General features: G+C 58.2%; 15 protein-coding genes. 7 read left to right on the top strand and 8 right to left on the bottom strand.

Annotation, left to right across the window (positions count from 1 at the left end; translation table 11 throughout):
- The first annotated feature begins 2 nt into the window (after positions 1-2).
- The 4 genes from kdpB to JFT66_RS01220 all read left to right on the top strand — a co-directional run bounded on the left by kdpB (position 3) and on the right by JFT66_RS01220 (position 6,115).
- On the top strand, positions 3-2,060 hold the full coding sequence (gene kdpB, locus JFT66_RS01235; protein ID WP_198858623.1) for a potassium-transporting ATPase subunit KdpB: 2,058 nt from the start codon (positions 3-5) through the stop codon (positions 2,058-2,060).
- Between the two features lie 40 nt (positions 2,061-2,100).
- The gene (kdpC, locus tag JFT66_RS01230) at positions 2,101-2,646 is read left to right on the top strand and encodes a potassium-transporting ATPase subunit KdpC (RefSeq protein ID WP_153837786.1); all 546 of its coding nucleotides are present in this window, start codon (positions 2,101-2,103) and stop codon (positions 2,644-2,646) included.
- An 81-nt stretch (positions 2,647-2,727) separates the two neighbouring features.
- On the top strand, positions 2,728-5,379 hold the full coding sequence (locus tag JFT66_RS01225) for a sensor histidine kinase (protein WP_034118770.1): 2,652 nt from the start codon (positions 2,728-2,730) through the stop codon (positions 5,377-5,379).
- A 46-nt stretch (positions 5,380-5,425) separates the two neighbouring features.
- A complete protein-coding gene (locus JFT66_RS01220; RefSeq protein ID WP_034118771.1) occupies positions 5,426-6,115 on the top strand; it encodes a response regulator in 690 nt (229 codons plus the stop codon).
- A 138-nt stretch (positions 6,116-6,253) separates the two neighbouring features.
- Here JFT66_RS01220 and JFT66_RS01215 read toward each other — a convergent pair whose 3' ends face one another.
- On the bottom strand, positions 6,254-7,291 hold the full coding sequence (locus JFT66_RS01215; RefSeq protein ID WP_043047421.1) for a patatin-like phospholipase family protein: 1,038 nt from the start codon (positions 7,289-7,291) through the stop codon (positions 6,254-6,256).
- Between the two features lie 216 nt (positions 7,292-7,507).
- Between JFT66_RS01215 and JFT66_RS01210 the strand changes: the two genes are divergently transcribed.
- From JFT66_RS01210 to JFT66_RS01200, 3 genes are all read left to right on the top strand, one after another.
- Positions 7,508-7,786 (top strand): hypothetical protein, encoded by a 279-nt coding sequence (locus tag JFT66_RS01210; protein WP_012722962.1) that lies wholly within the window; start codon positions 7,508-7,510, stop codon positions 7,784-7,786.
- A 44-nt stretch (positions 7,787-7,830) separates the two neighbouring features.
- Positions 7,831-8,592, top strand: a complete 762-nt coding sequence (locus JFT66_RS01205; protein WP_034118773.1) for a CHAD domain-containing protein — start codon at positions 7,831-7,833, stop codon at positions 8,590-8,592.
- A 90-nt stretch (positions 8,593-8,682) separates the two neighbouring features.
- On the top strand, positions 8,683-9,480 hold the full coding sequence (locus JFT66_RS01200) for an acyl-CoA thioesterase (protein ID WP_034118774.1): 798 nt from the start codon (positions 8,683-8,685) through the stop codon (positions 9,478-9,480).
- 3 nt (positions 9,481-9,483) lie between these two features.
- Here the strand turns inward: JFT66_RS01200 and JFT66_RS01195 are convergent, their stop codons facing one another.
- The 7 genes from JFT66_RS01195 to JFT66_RS01165 all read right to left on the bottom strand — a co-directional run bounded on the left by JFT66_RS01195 (position 9,484) and on the right by JFT66_RS01165 (position 17,204).
- A complete protein-coding gene (locus JFT66_RS01195; protein WP_198858622.1) occupies positions 9,484-9,846 on the bottom strand; it encodes an Mpo1-like protein in 363 nt (120 codons plus the stop codon).
- 229 nt (positions 9,847-10,075) lie between these two features.
- Positions 10,076-10,312, bottom strand: coding sequence for an Imm50 family immunity protein (locus JFT66_RS29700; protein WP_233096992.1), 237 nt, complete (start codon positions 10,310-10,312; stop codon positions 10,076-10,078).
- A 50-nt stretch (positions 10,313-10,362) separates the two neighbouring features.
- Positions 10,363-10,467 carry an HNH/endonuclease VII fold putative polymorphic toxin gene (locus JFT66_RS30130; protein WP_198858684.1) on the bottom strand — a complete coding sequence of 35 codons (105 nt, stop codon included), beginning with the start codon at positions 10,465-10,467 and terminating at the stop codon, positions 10,363-10,365.
- A 144-nt stretch (positions 10,468-10,611) separates the two neighbouring features.
- Positions 10,612-11,037: an Imm50 family immunity protein gene (locus tag JFT66_RS01180; protein ID WP_153837791.1), complete on the bottom strand. Its 426-nt coding sequence runs from the start codon at positions 11,035-11,037 to the stop codon at positions 10,612-10,614.
- A 151-nt stretch (positions 11,038-11,188) separates the two neighbouring features.
- Complete coding sequence (locus tag JFT66_RS01175; protein ID WP_198858621.1) at positions 11,189-11,830, bottom strand: Imm50 family immunity protein; 642 nt, start codon at positions 11,828-11,830, stop codon at positions 11,189-11,191.
- A 47-nt stretch (positions 11,831-11,877) separates the two neighbouring features.
- Positions 11,878-12,510 carry a hypothetical protein gene (locus JFT66_RS29695; RefSeq protein ID WP_233096979.1) on the bottom strand — a complete coding sequence of 211 codons (633 nt, stop codon included), beginning with the start codon at positions 12,508-12,510 and terminating at the stop codon, positions 11,878-11,880.
- Complete coding sequence (locus JFT66_RS01165) at positions 12,510-17,204, bottom strand: RHS repeat-associated core domain-containing protein (RefSeq protein ID WP_198858620.1); 4,695 nt, start codon at positions 17,202-17,204, stop codon at positions 12,510-12,512. Before JFT66_RS01165 ends, JFT66_RS29695 begins: the two co-directional genes overlap by 1 nt.
- Positions 17,205-17,291 lie beyond the last annotated feature (87 nt).

The raw sequence follows: 17,291 nt of genomic DNA, 5'->3' as shown, positions 1-17,291 counted from the left end.
AAATGAATATGCCTGCAAAAAACGCGGCCCCGGTCAAAACCCAGGAGCCTGCCAAAACCGCTATCTCGGCTCTGTGGCGCCCGGCGCTGGTCCAGGCTTTCGTCAAGCTGGATCCGCGCCAACTGCAACGCTCGCCCGTGATGCTGGTGGTCGAACTGACCGCCATCCTCACCACCGTGCTGTGCTTTGTACCCGACACCAGTGTGCCGACCTTTGTCGCCGTGCAAATCGCCGTGTGGCTGTGGTTCACCGTGCTGTTCGCCAACTTCGCCGAAGCCCTGGCCGAAGGCCGTGGCAAGGCCCGCGCCGACAGCCTCAAGGCTGGCAGCGAAGGCTTGAGCGCACGTCGCCAAGAAGCTGATGGCAGCTTCAAGAGGGTGCCGGCCACCAGCCTGCGCAAGGGCGATGTGGTGCGTGTCGCCGCCGGCGAAATGATCCCCGGTGACGGTGAGGTCGTCGAAGGTATCGCGGCGGTCAACGAAGCGGCGATTACCGGCGAGTCCGCCCCGGTGATCCGCGAGTCCGGCGGTGACCGCTCGGCCGTCACAGGCAACACGCGGCTGGTATCGGACTGGCTGCTGATCCGCATTACCGCCAACCCGGGTGAGTCCACATTGGACCGCATGATCGCCCTGGTGGAAGGCGCCAAACGCCAGAAAACCCCCAACGAAGTCGCGCTGGATATCCTGCTGATCGGCCTCACCCTGATCTTCCTGCTGGTGGTAGTGACCCTGCAGCCGTTCGCCCACTTCGCCAATGGCAGCTTGCCCCTGGTGTTCCTGGTTGCACTGCTGGTGACACTGATTCCGACCACCATTGGCGGCTTGCTGTCGGCCATCGGTATTGCCGGCATGGACCGTCTCGTACGCCTCAACGTGATCGCCAAGTCCGGTCGCGCCGTGGAAGCGGCGGGGGACGTGCATGTGTTGCTGCTGGACAAGACCGGCACCATCACCTTCGGTAACCGTCGCTGCTCGGCCGTGGTCGCCGCGCCTGGCGTCACTGGCCGGGAATTGGCCGAAGGCGCGCTGCTGGCGTCCCTGGCGGATGACACGGCGGAAGGCAAGTCCATCGTCGAATACCTGCGCGCCCTGCATCCGCAGGCCGAGCCGAGCCTGGACGAGTTGACCGCGGTACCCTTCAGCGCCGAAACCCGCTTGTCCGGTGTCGACTACCAGGGCCGCGTGTTCCGCAAAGGCGCCGTGGATTCGCTGTTGGCGTTTATCGGTCAACAACGCAGCGACCTGTTACCTGCACTGTCGCGGGAAATCGACAAGATCGCCCAAAGCGGCGGCACGCCTTTGCTGGTGTGTGCCGATGGCAAGCTGCTCGGTGCGATCCATCTCAAGGACGTCGTCAAACCCGGCATCCGCGAGCGTTTTGCCGAGCTGCGCAAGCTGGGGATCCGCACTGTGATGGTCACTGGCGACAACCCGTTGACCGCCGCCGCCATTGCCGCTGAAGCGGGTGTGGACGACGTGTTGGCCGAAGCCACCCCGGAGAAGAAACTCGCACGTATCCGCCATGAGCAGAACGATGGTCGCCTGGTTGCCATGTGCGGCGACGGCGCCAACGACGCCCCGGCACTGGCTCAGGCCGACGTCGGCATGGCGATGAACGACGGTACCCAGGCCGCTCGCGAAGCCGCCAACATGGTCGACCTCGACAGCGACCCGACCAAGCTGCTGGACGTGGTGCAGATCGGCAAGGAGTTGCTGGTGACCCGTGGTGCGCTGACGACTTTCTCCATCGCCAACGATGTGGCCAAGTACTTCGCGATCCTGCCGGCGCTGTTTGCCTCGATCTACCCACAATTGGGCGTGCTCAACGTCATGCACTTGCAGAGCCCGCAGAGCGCAATCCTGTCGGCTATCGTGTTCAACGCCCTGATCATCGTCGTGCTGATTCCCCTGGCATTACGCGGTGTACGTGTACAGGCGGCGAGTGCGGCGGCGTTGTTGCGGCGCAACCTGCTGATCTACGGCCTGGGCGGGCTTTTGGTGCCGTTCGTGGGCATCAAGGCCATCGACATGCTGCTGACGGCGCTGCACCTGGTTTGAACGGGCGACATTGGTTTGCTGATTTATTGAGGATTTGACGATGACTAATATGATCCGCCCGGCCCTGAGCCTGCTGGTCCTCATGACCCTGATCACCGGCGTGGCCTACCCACTGGTAGTCACCGGCGTGGCGCAAGTCGCCTTCCCCGACCAGGCTAATGGCAGCCTGGTGCACGACGCCAGCGGCAAGGTGCGCGGCTCGAGCCTGATTGCCCAGGATTTTACTGGCGACAGCTGGTTCCACCCGCGCCCGTCAGCCGGGGCGTTTGCGACGGTTTCCAGCAGTGCCAGTAACCTGGGCCCAAGCAATCCGGCCTTGGCGACCCGCATATTCGAGGATGCCAGCAAGCAACTGGTGTCTGGCCAGGGGCCGGTGCCACTGGCCTCGCTGACTACCTCTGGCAGCGGTCTTGATCCACACTTGCCACCATCGGCGATTGCCTATCAACTGGCGCGGGTAGCGGCGGCGCGGAATGTGCCGGTATCGACCTTGCAGCGGTTGTTGGATGAGCACATCGAAAGCCCGTTGGTGGGGCCGCCAGTAGTAAACGTCCTGGCCCTCAACATGGCCCTGGAAAAACTCTGACCCCTAGTGAGAGGGGGCTTGCTCCCTCCCACAGTTGATCTTCATTGACCTGAAAATACCTGCCTGAAGGAACCCCCGAGCATGAGCGACTCCGGCCGCGCCGATGCCCTGTTAGCCGATCTGCCCCGGGATGGCCGTGGCCGGCTCAAAGTTTTCCTCGGCGCCGCGCCGGGCGTGGGCAAGACCTACGCCATGCTCCAGGCGGCTCACACCCAACTGCGCCAAGGTGTACGCCTGATCGCCGGGGTGGTGGAAACCCATGGCCGCGCCGAGACCGAAGCCTTGCTCAGCGGCCTGCCGCAACAACCGCTGTTGCGCAGCGAATACCGTGGCGTAATGCTCGAAGAAATGGACCTCGACGGCCTGCTCGCCGCCAAGCCCAAGCTGGTGCTGGTGGACGAACTGGCCCACAGCAATGCTCCCGGCAGCCGCCATGAAAAGCGCTGGCAAGACATCCAGGAATTGCTCGCCGCCGGCATCAACGTGTTCACCACGGTCAACGTCCAGCACCTGGAAAGCCTCAATGACCAGGTGCGCGGCATCACTGGCGTGCAAGTGCGCGAAACCCTGCCGGACTGGGTGCTGCAAGAGGCTGACGAACTGCTGCTGATCGACCTGCCATCCCGCGAGTTGCTGGAGCGCCTGCGTGACGGCAAGGTGTATGTGCCGGAGCAGGCGCGTGCGGCCATCGATGCATTTTTTACCCAGACCAACCTCATGGCCCTGCGCGAGCTGGCCATGCAAACCGCCGCGGCCCACGTCGACGACGACCTGGCCCAGGGCTACCGCCAACTCGGCCAGGCCGCGCCAGCGGTACGCGGGCGTTTGCTGGTGGGCGTGGATGGCGATGCACACGCCGAACGCCTGGTGCGCCATGCCAGCCGCGTGGCCCAGCGTCGGCATTTGCCCTGGAGCCTGGTGCATGTCGATAACGGCGGTGTGCGGGATGAGCAATCGCGGCTGCGTCTGCAAAACGCCCAGCAACTGGCAGAGCGGCTGGGCGGTGAAGTGGTGTTGCTGCGCGCGGGGGAAGTGGCCAAGACGCTGATCCAGCATGCCGCCGAACGCCGCGCCAGCTTGTTGCTGGTGGGGCAGTCACGCATGCGCTGGCGGCGGCGCTTGTTCGGTGGCGGCTTGGCGGCACGCCTGTTGCGCAATGCCCGAGGCCTGGAAATCAACGTCCTCGACAGCGATGACATGCCCGCGCCGCCGCGCCTGCCGGATGTGCGCGGTTTGGTGTGGTTCGATTACGCCTTGGCCGTGGTCGCCACCGTGGTCGCTGCGGCTGTGGCCTGGGCCGTGTCCAGCGTCTTGCCGCTGCCGAATATCTCGCTGGTGTTTCTCGCCGCCGTGCTGCTGGTGGCGGTGCGCAGCAGCCTGGGGCCGTCGCTGGTGTGCGCGGCGCTGTCGTTCATGACCTACGATTTTCTGTTTATTCCGCCGAATTTTTCCTTCGCCATCCAGCGCGAAGAGGATGTGCTGACCCTGCTGTTCTTTCTGCTGATGGCGGCGTTGACCGGCAACCTCGCCGCACGCCAGCGCCGCCAGTTGCAGGCATTGCGCGATACCCAGGAAGAAACCAGCGAGCTGCTCGACCTGTCGCGCAAGCTCACCGCCGCCACCGATCGCCAAGCGGTGATCAGTGCTGCGGCTCATCACCTGCAAGGCTGGAGCGACCTCGACCTGTGCCTGGTCAATCGCGACGGCCAGGGTGGCTGGAAGGTCGAGACCGGTGGCCCGTTGACGCTCACTGAAGCCGAGCGCGCTGCCGCCGATTGGGCCTGGCAGCATGATCAGCCCGCCGGCATGGGCACCGGGACCTTGCCGTTTGGGCGTTGGTGGTGGTGGCCGCTGTCGGGTGAGGAGGGGCCGTTGGGCTTGCTCGGTGTCAGCGCCAAACCGGGCCTGGAGTTGAGCGGGCAGCGTCGACGCTTGCTCATCGCCTTGAGCCAGCCGCTGGCCCAGGCCTTGGCGCGAGCACAGCTGGGGCAGGAGTTGGAGTCGGCGCGCCTGCATGGTGAAACCGAACAACTGCGCAGCGCTTTGCTCGCTTCGGTGTCCCATGATCTGCGCACGCCGTTGACCTCCATGCGCGGCAGCATCGACAGCCTGCTGGCCCTCGGTGAAGCCATCCCCCTGGAGGATCGCCGTGAATTGCTCGAAGGCACCCGCGATGAAGCCGAGCGCCTGGACCGTTATATCCAGAATCTGCTGGACATGACGCGCCTGGGCCACGGCGCGCTGAAACTGGCGCGCGATTGGGTGTCGCCAGGCGATATCGTCGGCAGTGCCCTGGGGCGTTTGCGCGCGGTGCTGGCGCCCTTGCAGGTGAGTACCGAGGTGCCGTCGGAACTGCCATTGTTGTATGTGCATGCAGCGTTGATCGAACAGGCATTGGTCAATGTGCTGGAAAACGCCGCACGCTTTTCACCGCCCCAGGGCCGCTTGCAGTTAAGTGCGGGCGTGGCGGAAAACCAGCTGTTTTTTGCCGTGGCCGATGAGGGGCCGGGGATTCCCGAAGATGAACGTGCGAAGATCTTCGACATGTTCTACACCGCAGCCCGCGGAGACCGGGGCGGGCAGGGCACCGGCCTCGGCTTGGCGATCTGCCAGGGCATGGTCGGCGCGCATGGCGGGCATATCAGCGTGGCTGATGGCATTGACGGGCGGGGTACCTGCATCACGTTGTTTCTGCCGCTACAATCTCAACCTGGCTTAGACACTGACCTTTGAACGGCTCCTGAATGGGGTGATTTTTTAATGGATTTTGACGGACACCATGAGCCTGACCGCGACGATTCTAGTCATTGATGACGAACCGCAGATCCGCAAATTCCTGCGGATCAGCCTGGCCTCCCAGGGCTATAAGGTGATCGAGGCCGGCACCGGCAACGAAGGCCTGGCCCAGGCAGCCCTGAGCAAACCGGACTTGCTGGTGCTCGACCTGGGCTTGCCCGACATGGACGGCCAGCAAGTGCTGCGCGAGTTTCGCGAGTGGTCGACGGTGCCGGTGCTGGTGCTGTCGGTGCGAGCCAGCGAAGGTCAGAAGGTCGAGGCCCTCGACGGTGGCGCCAATGACTATGTGACCAAGCCCTTCGGCATCCAGGAGTTTCTCGCCCGTGTGCGTGCGCTGTTGCGTCAGGCTCCGGCAGGAGAGGCCCAGGAAGCGGCTTTGAGTTTCGGCCCGCTGACGGTGGACCTGGCCTATCGCCGCGTGCTGCTGGACGGTGCCGAAGTGGCGCTGACCCGCAAGGAGTACGCGGTGCTGGCGCAACTGGCACGCCATCCCGGGCGGGTGATTACCCAACAGCAGTTGCTCAAGGACATCTGGGGGCCTACCCATACCGAGGACAGTCACTACCTGCGTATCGTGGTGGGCCATCTGCGCCAGAAGCTGGCGGATGACCCGACCCAGCCGCGGTTTATCGTGACCGAGGCGGGGGTAGGGTATCGGTTGCTGAATGCTTGAGTTCACAGTTGTCTGAACTGGCCTCATCGGGAGCAAGCCCCCTCCCACACTTTGAATGTATTCACAGATCAAAATGTGGGAGGGGCGGTGCGACGATTCGACTTGCTCCCGATGAGGCCATCAACAACACCCAGAATTTCAGGCCTGCTCACTCTCATACCGATCCAGCGTATCCCTGGCAATCTCCCGCCCCAACGCGATCAACTCCGGCGCCTTGTAAAACTCGAAAAACCGGCACACCCGCTTCGGCACGTTGATCAGGATATCGGGCGGGTACCCGGCGATCTTGTACTGCGCCAATGACGTCTGCATCACCTCGAAACTCTGGTTGATCAGGTCCAGCAGCGACGCAGGCCCGACGTTATCAATGATGAACGAGCCAGTCGCCGACTTTGGTGCGCCGGCTTTCTCCGGCGCGGCGGCAGGTTGCTGGGATTCGGGTTCGGCCGATTCCAGCCACGGGTTGATCTCCGCCGCCTGGGCCTGCAAGGCTTCCTGCTCGAGCTTCATCAATTGCTCGGCCTGCTTGCGGCGAAACGGCAAGTGCGAGCCCAGTGACTTGGCCAGGCTGTTGAAGCGGCTCTTGAACGCCGGCGGGCGTGGGATCACCGGCAACTGGTAGTGCTTCTGGTTGGTGGCATTGAGGTTGACCGCGATGATCAAGTCGCAATGGCTCGACACCACCGGCACGATGGGCAACGGGTTGAGCAGGCCACCGTCCACCAGCATGCGGTTGCCTTGCATTACCGGGGTGAACAGGCTGGGGATCGCCGCCGAAGCGCGCATGGCCTGGTGCAGGCAGCCTTCCTGGAACCAGATTTCCTGCTGGTTGGTGAGGTCGGTGGCGACGGCGGTGTAGGGGATGCGCAGTTCTTCGATATTGATTTCGCCGACGATCTTGCGGATTTGCCCGAAGACCTTTTCACCGCGAATGGCCCCGAGGCGAAAACTCACATCCACCAGGCGCAGCACGTCGAGGTAGTCCAGGCTTTCGATCCAGTTGCGGTACTCGTCAAGCTTGCCGGCGGCGTAGATACCACCCACCACGGCGCCCATGGAACAGCCGGCGATACAAGCAATGTCATAGCCGCGTCGTTCGATTTCTTCGATCACCCCGATATGGGCATAGCCCCTGGCTCCCCCGGAGCCCAGCACTAAGGCAACACGTTTCTTCATGACTAGATCCTTCGCAAAACAGGTGCCCACAATGCACCCATCAGGGGGCCAGCTTCAATCTTCGGCTGGGCCTGCGTTATTTTTCGAGGATAACGTTTGCGCTCGGGTATGCTCTGGCAATAGGTACTACCGATTTCAGGCTAAGGACAAGGCACTTTTTCCTGTAGGCAACGTCTACAGGCTACGAATGATTTTGCTTATTTTGAGGTGTCATCGATGAAAGCCTGGATGTGTGTGCCTGTGATCGTGCTGGCCTTGGCCGGCTGTGCCGGCAAAACTGCCTACCGCGACAGCTGCGGTTCGCAACTGGATGCCGCCTGGAAAGAACTCGATCTGGCCAAGGCTGAAGGCTTCGCTGGTACCGTGAGTTACTCCAAGGCATTGTCATTGTTGACCGGCGCCAAGACCCAGCAGCAATTCGAAGCGTTTGAAGGCTGCTCCAACAAAGCCGAGAAGGCGCGGTTCTATATTCGTGAGTCTCGCGCCGGGCGTTGACCTGTAGCGGCGAGTAGGATTATTCATCGGAGAGTGGGGGCAGGATGTCAGCGTTGGTCAATCAGTTAGTCGCTCAGGTCATAGGCCTGGAAGTAGGGTTACTGAGCTGCCAGGCTCGCCTCGCCGCCGTCACTGACGATGAAGCGCTGCATGATTTGCGCACCACCGTGCGTCGCCTGCGCAGCCTGTTGCGCCCTCTGCGCGGGCTGCCCGGTGTCGAGCAACTTGAGTTGGCTGCCAGCACGGTCGGCCAACTGACCACGCCGCTGCGTGACCGAGAGGTCCTGGCGGCGTATTTGCATCAGCACGGTTATCACGACGCGGCTGGTCGGCGCCTGCGCCTGCAGCCCGAGGCTTACCGCCAAGTGGCGCAAAGCCCGGAGCTGGCGCACTTGTTGCTGATCCTGGATGCCTTCCCACGGTTTATCCGCGCGGCCCAGCACCAGAAGTTGCTCAAGGGCCTGCGCCCGCGCATCGAGAAGCGCCTGGCCAAGCAATGGCAGAAACTCGACGACGCTTTGAAGGATCCTGATCATGATCGCCACCGACTGCGCTTGCTGATCAAGCGGGTGCGCTATGCCGCCGAGGCTTACCCCGAGCTGGACAAGTTGCCCCCCAACGCGATGTCGCGATTGAAGAAAGCCCAGAGTGCCCTGGGTGACTGGCATGACTGTTGGCAATGGTTGGCCCAGGCCGGGCACCAGCCGGACCTGCAACCTTGCGTAGCGGTATGGCATCGCACCATGCTCAAGGCGCAAGGCCAGGCCGACCGTGTGCTGGACAAACTCAGCGCCGATTGTTTTTAACCCGGTCCGGCTTTTGGCCGGAATAGGCGCTGTGCCTGCTTAGCTCGATGGTTAAGATCCCCCCATCGATTTTCTTGATGTGAGGTCGCCATGCGCTTTAGTGATTTGCTCGACGCTGCCCGTAGCAACCCGCTGGATGTCACCATCCCCGCCGAATGGGCTCAGGGCCGTGCCACCTTTGGTGGCCTGGTCGCCGCCCTGCAATACGAGGCCTTGCGCGCCCAAGTGTCGGCGGATCGCCCCCTGCGCTCCCTGGCCATCACTTTTGTCGGCCCGGTAGCGCCGGATGTGCCCGCCAGTTATCAAGTCGAAGTGTTGCGCGAAGGCAAGGCGGTCAGCCAGTTGCTCGGTCGCGTGGTACAGAACGGCGAAGTGGCGACGCTGGTCCAGGCCAGCTTCGGCGCGCCTCGATCATCAGAAATTGACGTGGCGAGCGAACCGCCGCCGCTGTTCAAACATTGGGATGAGTGCCAGGAACTGCCCTATATCAAGGGCGTCACCCCCGAATTCATGCGCCATCTGGCGATGCGCTGGAGCGTCGGCGGCCTGCCGTTTACCGGCAATAAATCCCGCGACATGGGTGGCTGGGTGCGGTTGCGCGGAGATGTGAAAGAAGAGCCGCTCACCGAGGCGCATATCCTCGCATTGGTCGACGCCTGGCCGCCGGCCTTGCTGCCACACCTGAAAAAGCCCGCACCGGGCAGCACGTTGACGTGGACTATCGAGTTCATCCAGCCGCTGCAAGACCTGACCACCCTCGACTGGTGCCAGTACCACGTCAACATCGAGCACGCCCGCGATGGCTACGGCCATGCGGCTGCTGCGCTGTGGAGCCCGACCGGCGAGTTGATTGCCCTCAGCCGCCAGACCGTGGTGGTGTTCGCCTGAGCCTCAGTGCCGGTGACGCTGGCGCCAGGCGCGCCACCAGCCACCGCTCAACACAAAGCGCGGGAAGGTCACGAACTGCTCGACCACCAGGCGTTGCACCGCATCTTTACGGTCACTGAACGGCTCACTGGCCTGGGCTTCCAGGCTATGGCCGTGACGCTGCAACGCCAGGCCTGCCACGATACCAACCACGCCGACGGCGAAGCTGGCCAGGCTCAGGCTGAACATTCCCGAAACGATCAGCAGGAAGCCGACGATAAACAGCGGCACGGCAATCAGGTGCAACGCCAGGTTGGTCGGGTGCTGATGGTTTTGTGGGTACTGACGCCATTGCCAGGCGGGGAGATTGGGGTGACGTTTGCCCATGGTGGTGAATCCTCTGTCCGTTGAAATGACTTGGACAGAGTTTAGGTTGAGGTGAGCAGGGTGGCGAATTGGGCCTGGCTATGGGGCTCATAGCCCCGCTTTTGTAACGCTTGTTTAACAGCAGGCTGAGTCAGGATCGTTAATGTAGACAGAGGGCCCGCACAAGGACGGATATTTGGTTTTAAATTCGATCAACGAGTCTGCTGACTCAGCTCTGACGAGAAAAAAATCATCTTTTTTTTTGTACAGTCATATGCAAACTATTGAGAGTGGGGATGTTTTTTATAATTACATCACTTAGCTCACCACAGCTAAGGCCAATACGGCAAGTGTTGAACCCTTCTGAGGTCCACTTTTCGGGTGGTTTATCTGGGATCTCAGGTATGTCAAATGCCAGGGTTATATGAGACCTGTGGTTGTCTATATCGATAGAAAATAAAACTATCTCCCCAATTGGGATCGGCATGGAGAAAACTTTATTGAAAAAAATGCTTCTGTCGAAGTTATTCCAAAATTTCATTTTTCACCTCGAAAATTATAGTGGTCTTTTGCATCCTTTAGCTTCCCGTGACGTGTGTTTCCAATTGGGCGTAAATTAAAATGGGCTTCCTGATCTCCGATGCCTCCGGGCGCTCCAAATTTATGTCCTCGCTGTGCTCTTGGATAACAACTCTCTGACTGTTCTCGCGAGTGAACTCGTACTTGCTCGTGAGGAACTCGCTATAGCATTCATAGAAACGGTTGCGTAAATCACGTTTTTGATTTTTATAGAGTATTGTCTGCCCAGTTATGGTCTCCTGGTTCGGGGCTATTTATATAAACTGTCGGCCCCTTCATGGAAAGCCACTTGGCTTTGAGTTCCATAGAAGCGTTTTTTGAATTTGCGCTGAGAAAGAAGTACCCATTTTCTCGCTTTATATTTATTCTGAAAATCTCCCTGCGCGGGAGATTTACTATTTTTAAGTTGCTAATTTCGGAACAGCTCAGTGCAATTCTGCACGTGTTATATCCTTTGTTCTTCCATTTTTCAGGCAGAACATCAGGGAAATCTGGTATGTCAAAACCTATTCCAAAAGAGGGTTGGTCATTTTCTATTCCCAGTGAATGAATGTAAGCTTTCCCGATTTCAGTAGGCTGACTGAATACTTTGTTGAAAAAGATAGAGCCATCAAGATCATTCCAGTTTTTCATTTTTTATCCTTGAATACATAATGGTCTTTTGTTCTTGGTGCCTTGCCGATGTAAGAGGGCGGATGTATTAAAGCTGTATTTCTTTTTCAAGGTGGATTGTTGGTATGGCACGCATGGATGTGTCTCTGCGAGTCGTAATCATGTTTTTGTATTATTTGAAGTAGTAGTCGTTCGGTCCATTGATGTAAACAGTGGGTTCGGTAATTGAAATGAATTTTGTATTGAATTTGATGGAGGCGCCGTCGCTGATGGCTTCGAATGTGAAGTAGTCATTTTCTCTATTGATTTGTACCGTGAACACCTCATGTACAGGGAGATTTAAGATTTTTAGGTCTTTAATATCATTGCAAGTGATACCAGTTCTGCACATGTTGTACGCTGTGCTTTTCCATTTTTCAGGTAAATTGTCTGGGAATTCGGGTATGTCGAAATCCATGGAAATACTAGGTTGGTCATTTTCTATCGTAAAAGAAAAAAGCGCTATCTTTCCAATTTCGACAGGATAGCTGAAGATTTTGCTAAGAAATATGCTTCCATCTAATTCGTTCCAGTGCTTCATATTATTTCCTGAATAGATATTTTTTGCGTCTTCAAGATAACCTTGTCGAGGCTTTTTAATGGGTCTTAAGTTGAAGCGTGATGACTGATCCACAATGCCATCTGCTTTCCAAAATTTATGGCCTGCTGAGTAGTCTTGGATAAAAATGTTTGAGCCGTTTGATCTCGTAAATTGATAAATTTTTGTGTCAATAGATCTGTCGGGTAATTCCGGTCGTTGCCGGATTTGGCTCAAAGACTAGGGGTGCCTTACTAATCATTTCTTAAAAGTACCCACTGTTGTCATATGCGTTCAACGCTGTAGCCGCTTGCAACGACTGCAAGAACAGTCTCACCACTGCCAGACTTGAAATAGTAAGTTGTAACTTTTTCATTTGGGTCAATACACACGTTCTTCTGTGAAAGAGTAGAGGCTTTTTCCTCATGCATATCGCATACTTCACTACCCGCTGGGCTTAATCCATGAAAGGAAATTAATCTGTGGAAGGTAATCAGGAAAAGTTGTTCTTGCTGGTCCGTAAAGACCATTAATAGCTCATCTCGTTTAGCGGTTAGTTGATCGATGACTCCATCTGAGAAAGAGAAGTTTTCTGCGTTGTAATGATTTCTTTCTGTTGATGCTGGCTTCCAGAATTTCAAGTCTAGGAAATGTCTTTCCATGTCATCCATATCATCGTCGCCGATAGAGTCGTCAAAATGATGAGAAATTATCGTGCGAACCCTTGCAAGACGTTTTGTGATCTCGCAGTTGTCGATGAAGTCAGTAGTTGTTCTTCTATACTCTTCCACCGCGCCAGGTTTGTTAGCATAAAAGCTGCCAATTTTGTGAAGGGATATCAATACGAATTCAATTTCTTTCAATGCTTCAAGCGCTTCTTCGCCTGCAAGTACTATTTCTTTATTTTTCTCTAGCATTACTTTCTTCTCGTGAACTTAGGGTTGTTTATTTCTAAATTCCCTCTTACGGTTAGCTCCATGACGTTATACCTAGGGTTTTTCACCCATTCTAATCTTGATTCAGGTACATCCATCTCAATGTAGTCTCGGCCCTTGCTTTTTTCGATTTGGTATTTGTCTTGGGCATCGACAGGACTAAGTATCTTGTTTTTCGCAGGCTCGAGATACACTCTATTGTTATCTTGAGCCAATATCACGCCATCTTTTTCAATTCCTTTCGATCCTTTCCTGTTTGTGTAGTGCCTAACCCGAACCGTTCTCTCTGGCGTTGAGGCTGGTGCGGGCAGCGTTGGCTCGCCGTTGTTAGCTTTCGCGTGTTTTGTCGAATCATCGACATTATGAGTTGGTTTGCAGCCATCCCTGCCAGGACACGAGTTCAACCCCAGCGGATCCACCCACCCCGTGGGATTGGGCACATACCGGTACCCGTTGATCCCACCTGCCAACTTCACCGGGTCCGGCGTCAGGTAACGACCAATATCCGGATTGTAGTAGCGATGGCGGTTGTAGTGCAGTCCGCTTTCCTGGTCGAAGTATTGACCCTGAAAACGCAGTGGATTGTCGATTTTGCCTACGTCGAGACGGGCGATCTGGCCGTAGGCGCGGTAGTGGGCGGACCAGGCGATTTCGCCTTCGGGCGTGGTGAGTTCTTGCGGTGTGCCGAGGTGGTCGAGTTGGTAGTGGTAGGGCTTTGTTTCTTTTGGACCAAACCCTTCCAGCAGTGCCAACGGGCGGAAGCTGTCTGGTTCGTAGATGTAGCTGCGATGACAGTCCGCATGATGCTCGGCAATCAGCTTGTCGCCTTGCCAGAAAAACTCCGTGGTTTTGTCATCTACGGTCTTGCTGATGCGCCGCCCAAACGGGTCATAGCGGTAACTGGCGGTTTCGCCGTTCGGCTTTGTGATGCTGATTAACCGATGCAGGCAGTCGTAGCGGTATTCAGTGACGAGTTGATGGCCCTTGCCGCGCCGTTCGCGGATGAGGTTGCCGAAGGCGTCATAGTCGTAATGGCGGTCGCCTTGGATCACCAGGCGGTTAGCGGCAACGATGTCCGGGCCGGGGCGATCTTGCATGAGCAGGTTGCCCGCCGGGTTGTGGCCGAAGCGTTCCTGCACGTCCTGCGAATGATTAGCACGGGTCAGGCGGGCGAGCGGGTCGTAACGGTAGTCGTGCTGGCCTTTACGGGTGTCGAGCAGGCGGGTGAGGTTGCCGCTTTTGTCGTAGTCGTATTGGCGTTGATAGAGGTGGTTTTGCTGTTGGGTAACCGCGTGGGCGTGCAGGCGGTTCTGGTCGTCGTAGTGGTAGTGGCTGAGGAGTTGGCCTTGCTGGCGCTGATGTTCGCGACCGCTGTGGAATAGATGCGAGGTGAGCTCTTCACCGTTGAGTTCGACGGTGGCGAGTTGGCCGCCTTTGTCATGGTTGAAGGTGAGGCGGTTGTTGTCCGGCAGGCGCAGGTTTTTCAGTTGGCCGCAGGCGTCGTAGCCGTAGCGCAAGGTGCCCCAGCCTTGGTGTTCGGCGGTGAGACGGTTTTGGCGGTCGTACTCGTAGGCTAACGCCCAGTGGCCGTCCTCGACGCTGAGGAGATTGCCTTGGCGGTCGTAGGCATAGTCGACAACGCTGTTATCGGGCAGGGTTTTTCGTACGAGGCGTCCGGCGTGATCGCGCTCGTAGCGGGTAACTAGCTGACTGCCATCGTCGCCGTGTTCGGTCTTTTCCAGCAGATTGCCGTTAAGGTCGTAGGCATACGCGGTGCGTTGGCCGTCGAAGCCGGTTTCCTGCTGGATCAGGCCGTTGGGGTGGTAGTCGAGTTGGTAGGTTTCGCCGACTTCGTTTTCGATTTCGGTCAGCAGCAGCCGAACATTGTCGTAGCGATATTTGACCTGGGTGCCGTCGGCATTGATGCGGCGGCTGATCAGGTGCAGGCCGTCGGCGTATTCGTAGCGGGTGACGTGGCCCAGTTCATCGCGTTCGGCGATGATTTTTCCGTAGGGGTTGTAGCTGAATTCTCGGCAAGCACCGCCGGGCTGGGTCAGTTTCAGCAGGCGACCTGCGGCGTCCCATTGATACTGGGTCAGCGCGCCATGCTCATCCTCACGGGCAATCTGCCGTCCAAGGTCGTCATAGCGATAGCGCTTGATCGCGCCATTGGGCAGTTGTTCTTCAACGAGCTGCCCACGCTCATTCCACACCAACCGATGACAACTGTGATCGGGATACCAAACCCCGGTCAGTTGCCCATGTTTGTTGTAGCTGTAGTCCGTAACCTGCCCATCGGGATCGGTCCTGCGCGTAACGTCGCCCTGGTTATTACGCTCATATTTCCAGACCGCCTCGCCACGCCGTACAACCCGTACGAAGCCGTTGTCATGCTCGTAGGACGTCGGCTCATCATCCCCCGGAAACAACGCCACCAAGCGCCCAGCTTCGTCGTACTGATACGCCGTCACCGCCCCCAGCGGATCTTGCTCGACAGTCAGCCGGCCTTTTTCATCGTAGGATTTGAAATGCTGGGCGCCGTCGGGATCGATGCGCTGTACCAACCGCGCCCGGTCATCGTGAACATAGACTTCCTGGCTACCATCGGCGTTATGCACGGTGACGCGCCCGTCATCACCCCAGGCATAGCGCGTGTCCATCTGCGAAAAACTCGCCCAATGCCGGACACAGCGCGCCGCCTTGCCGGAGCCTTCCCACGCCCAACAGAAACTCGCCCCACCGGCCAACTGCCGCTCAACAATGACGTGCTGCTCGTCGTACCGGTAACGCTCGCTTTCACCGACGGCATTGGTCGCGCAAACCAGTCGTCCATCTTCGTCATAGGCGTAGGAAACAACGTTTCGCTCGGTCACCCAGACGTAGGGCTCACGCCCTTTTGCGCGATGAACCTGGTAGTCCACCGCGACGATGCGATCCAGTTCATAGCGCAACAAAAGCGAGCGACCGACGCCGTTATCCAGCCGCTCAATCCGCCCTGAACGATCACGGCCAATGCGCAGGCGGTTGTCATACGCATCGCTGATCGAAACCAGCACACCATCGCGAAAGTGATAAAACCGCGACGCCTGGGCCAGCACCAGTTCATCAGGAGCCGAGCCCAAGTAGATCGCCGCTTCCGCCAGGCTATTGGTGATCGCGGGTCGAGAATCGGTGGGCAATGGAAACTGAGTACGGCGATTCTCGTGGTCGGTCCACACCACCGAGTCGCCAGAAACGACCAGCCGATGGGCCAGCGAATGACTCCACCCAAACCCCAACCCACGATCCAGTTCCACCGCACTAGTGCGATACAACCGCGTCCACTCAAACGGCAAGATCCCGTCCAGCGAACCATCGGTGAGGGTCAGCAGTTCCTCGCCGGTAACCATCGACACCGGGCAGCCGTTAGTGAGCGTCTTATCTGCTGGGGCCGCCGCATCTCCCTTCGGATTCGAAGCCATGACAGGCGCATCGTCGACGTGCTCCTGCCGGACCAATACGGTTTGCCTGGCCTTGCTGCGTACCGCCGGCACCGGGTTCGAAACCAGTTGATCTCCAGCCTTCAACGGTACAGCCGGCACCACCTTGACCGGCGTCACCGCACTCCCCAACAACAACGGCTTGGCCGCCTCCACATGCGGCCCCAACCCCGGCCCTACAAGCTGCTTGGCCAGCAATTCCAGCAAGGCCCGCGCGCGTCCGGACTTGATATGCCCCAGCACCTGCGTGCCCAGACGAACCTGCACGCCCATTCCCCGGGTCGCCCAGATCAGCAACAAGTTGATCAAGACTTCGCCGGTTATCTCACCCAGCAGCTCATACATCTCTGGCGGCGGTAGCATGCGTATCCAGCCAACCACCGCCGACAGATAAATGAACAGCAGCGGCTCATCACTGAGTATCAGCAGGCCATTGGCAACCGCATCTTTGCCGAGCTTCAGCAGCTCATCGAGTTCAGCTTGAGAGAGGTAGTGCAGCAGCTTCTCGCTGTTGGGCTTAAGGTTTGCCAGCAGGTCATGCAACTGTGTGAGGTTGTCCCACAGGTTGTAGAGGGCCTTGGCAAGCCCGGTTGAAAAGGCCACACCTTGCATCGCACTGCGCTTGAAGGGCGGGGCCTTGGAAAAATCTACCCATTGGGCTTGGAAGGTGTTTGTCCATTCCTCGCGCAAACGCACTTCCAACTCGCCAATCACTGACTGATAAGACGCATACAGCGCCTTGACGTGATCCTTGGAGACGTTGGGGTAAAAGGTGATTTGGTATTGCTGGTCGCGGCTACAGTCGCTGACTTCAAGAATCCCGCTGGGGCCGATGGTCCGGTGGATCGGTGCGCCCACTGGGCTGCCATTCCGGGCAATGGCTTGCAACATCACTGGCGTGTTGCCGATCGGTACGAACTGCGCACTTTCGAACAGATGCACCAGAGTCAACGAGCCCTGGGCCTTGCACATGGCGGTGGTGCGACTTGGAGTGGTGGAAGAAATAGGCGCAACCAGCGCCACCTCATCCCCGACCATGAATACCTGCTCGACCTCTAGCGCAGAAAAGCTCCAGAAGCTCTCGGCCCATTGGTCAAACGTATTCAGGCAATCGCGCAAGTCTCGAAAAACGCTTTCAACATCCGGCGTTTTGGCGTTCATCGGGGTCAGGACGAACTTGCCAATGACCGGGATCAAACGTCGGCCCCTGGGGGCAAGGCATTGACAGAGAAGTACATCGGCGGTCCCTCGCACTGAATGATCAGGCGAGAGACTTTGGAGAGG

Origin of the sequence: Pseudomonas sp. MF6755 (genome assembly GCF_016405635.1) — a bacterium.
Lineage (GTDB): Bacteria > Pseudomonadota > Gammaproteobacteria > Pseudomonadales > Pseudomonadaceae > Aquipseudomonas > Aquipseudomonas haemolytica.
Note: the sequence above shows the minus strand (reverse complement) of the source record. Positions and strands in the feature narration are given on the sequence as shown.